A 3,527-nucleotide genomic window follows, 5' to 3' on the forward strand; every position below is an offset into this window, starting at 1 on the left:
ACAGCTACAGACCAGATCACCTTGGCCGATCTATCAGGCCTAGGTGATGGCACCTTGACGCTTTCGGTTACCCTTACAGACCCATCATCTAATGTAGGATCAGCCGTTACGGCAAGTACGAGTAAGGATACGACAGCTCCGGCAGCTCCGGTGGTAAGTAGTATCACAACAGACAGTGGAGCCAATGGCGCAGATGGTATTACCAATGATAATACCTTAAGCTTCAATGGAACAGCCGAGGCTAATGCCACGGTAGAGGTCTTTATCGATGCCGCGAGCATAGGTTCTACGACAGCAGATGTAGCAGGACAGTGGTCTTTCAACCATGAAACTGCAACACTGACTGATGCTACCTATGCGGTTACGGCCACAGCCACAGATGCTGCGGGCAATGCTACTTCGAGTAGTGCACTCAATGTTACGGTGGACACTGCCGCTCCTTCAGCCCCAGTTGTTGATTTGGCAGCTAGCTCAGACTCAGGTGTATCAAGTACAGACAATTTGACCTCTGACAATACACCAACTCTTATAGGAACAGCCGAAGTTAATGCGATCATTGAAGTGTTCATTAATGGAAATAGTCTTGGCACAACTACAGCAGATGGTTCGGGAAATTGGAGCATCACAGTAGGCTCGGCCTTAGGTGATGGAGTGAACAGTGTTACTGCTAGGGCTACAGATACAGCAGGTAATTCAAGTGCGGTAAGCAGTACGTTACTTATTGTGATCGATACCGTAGTCCCAGTTGATCCGGTGGTGACTTCCCCCGCGGCAGTGACGGTAAATGCAGCTACTCAGACCATCAGTGGTACCCATCCAGATAATGGAGCAACAGTACATGTTTATGCCGATGCTGACAATGACGGTACGGCTGACAATACAACTAGCCTTGCGAATGCAGTAATAAGCGGTAGTGTCTGGAGCCTTAGCGTAAACCTGACTGCCGACTCAGACAACAACTTTGTGGTGAAAGCCATAGATGGAGTAGGCAATGAATCAGGTGATGTGGATGTACCTACCATTACAGAAGACAGTACAGTCCCTGCCGATCCAGTAGTAACTATCCCTGCATCCGGAATTTCGCTCAATTCAGCTACTCAAACCATCAATGGTACGCATGCTGAGAATGGAATAACAGTCCATGCTTATGCCGATGCTAACAATGACGGCACGGCTGATAATACAACCAGCCTTGCTAATGCCATAGTAAGCGGTAATGTCTGGAGTCTGAATGTAAACCTGACTGCCGACTCAGATAACAACTTTGTGGTGAAAGCTACCGATGGAGCAGGCAATGAGTCAAGTGATGTGGATGTACCTACCATTACAGAAGACAGTACAGTTCCTGCCGATCCAGTGGTAACTACCCCTGCATCTGCAATTTCGCTCAATGCGGCTACTCAAAGCATCAGTGGTACACATGCTGAGAATGGAGTAACAGTCCATGCTTATGCCGATGCTGACAATGACGGTACGGCCGATAATACAACCAGCCTTGCCAATGCCGTAGTAAGCGGTAATGCCTGGAGTCTTAGCGTAAATCTGACTGCCGACTCAGATAACAACTTTGTGGTGAAAGCTACCGATGGAGCAGGCAATGAGTCAAGTGATGTGGATGTACCTACCATTACGGAAGACAGTATGGTTCCAACGATAACGAATGTCACTTCTTCTACTGCAAATGGCACCTATGGAGCGGGAGATCAAGTGTCCATCCAGGTCGAATTTAGCGAGGCAGTAATTGTTAATGGAACTGGGTTACAATTGGGATTAGAAACGGGCCTTGATTTGTTCGTTGCTTTAGCTTCAGGAAGCGGAACCTCAACGCTAACCTTTGATTTAACAATACCTGTAGGCCACAAGACGAGCGACTTAGATGTTAGATCGTCAGCCGATTTAACAATTACCTCAGGAACGACTGTGAAAGATGCTGCTGGTAATAGCGCAAGTTTAGCTTTGCCTACGGGTTCTGATGCCAATTCACTGGCAACAAACAAGGATATTATTATCAATTCTGAGCCGACAGTTACTTTATCCGTTGATAACTCAAGGATTGATGAGGCTACGGGTACTGCTACTTTGACTGCTACTTTATCGGCAGCTTCTCCTTCAGACGTAATTGTGACAATAGCTTATAGCGGCACAGCCATCAGTGGCACAGATTATAATAATACGGCCAGTACTACTATTACTGTGATAGCCGGACAAATTTCGGCAGATGCTGCTGTGATTATTACACCAACGAATGATGCAAATCCTGAGACTAATGAGACAATCATTGCCGATATAACTGGTGTTACCAATGGTGCAGAAGATGGGGTACAGCAACAAACCATAACGATAGTTGATGACGATAGTCCGAGTGTGTCGTTCGCAAACTTGGCTTCCAGCGGTGCTGAGAGTATTTCAAGTACTGACCTAACGGTTAACACAACCATAGCAAGCGCCCTGACTGTGACGGTTGATTACACTGTTACAGGAACAGCCACTGGAGGGGGAACAGATTATACCCTTGCAAATGGAACCTTGACTTTTAACCCGGGTAGCACAAGTGAAAATATAACTATTGCTGGGGTAATAGATGATGCAATATTCGAAGCAAATGAGACCGTGATTGTAACCTTGTCCAATCCAACTAATGCCAATCTAGGAGCCAATACAATACATACTTATACAATTACGGATAATGATGCAGCAGCAGTAACGATAGCCGATGTCAGTGGAGCAGAGAATGGCGGAGCCATCACGGTTACTGCCACGCTAGATAACGCAGTCCAAGGCGGCTTTACCGTGGATGTCAGCTCTGCCGATGGCACAGCAACCACAGCTGACAGCGACTATGCAGCCATTACATCTCAGACCTTAACCTTCGCGGGTACAGATGGAGAGACGCAGACCTTTACAGTCACTCCAACAGCAGATACAAAACTGGAAGCCAATGAGACTCTGACCATCAGTCAGGCTAACCTATCAGCAACGACATTAAGTGTAGCTATCACCGATGGTGCCACAGTTACGATTACCAATGACGATGCAGCCGCAGTAACGATTGCAGCTGTCAGTGGTGCTGAAGACGCAGGAGCGATAACAGTTACCGCCATGCTAGACAATGCAGTAGATGGCGCTTTCACTGTAGACGTAAGCACAGCCGATGGCACAGCAACAATAGCAGACAGTGACTATACAGCCATCACATCTCAGACCTTAACTTTTGCAGGTACAGCGGGAGAAACGCAGACCTTCACAGTGACGCCAACAGCAGATGCTACATCGGAAGGGAATGAAACCATTCAAATTATTCAGAGTAATTTGACCGGTACTACATTGGCTGTAAATATTAGTGATGTAGGCATGGTGACAATCAGTGATGATGATGATGGTACTGCCCCAATAGGATATACTGTCAGTTTCGATGATGCCTTAATCGGAGGTTCAGAAGTGACTACGAGCAAGTTTACATTCGCTGGGGCGGAAGTAGGCACAACGTATAATTACACAGTGTCCTCTGATGGAGGAGGAACTAATGT

At 46.9% G+C, this 3,527-nt stretch carries 1 protein-coding gene; it reads left to right on the forward strand.

Features of this window, described 5'->3' with window-relative positions:
• A partial coding sequence (locus J4E76_RS20710; protein ID WP_208506710.1) for an S-layer family protein occupies nucleotides 1-3,527 on the forward strand: 3,527 nt, incomplete at both ends.

Origin of the sequence: Roseivirga sp. E12, from assembly GCF_017592825.1 — a bacterium.
Taxonomy (GTDB): Bacteria; Bacteroidota; Bacteroidia; order Cytophagales; family Cyclobacteriaceae; genus Roseivirga.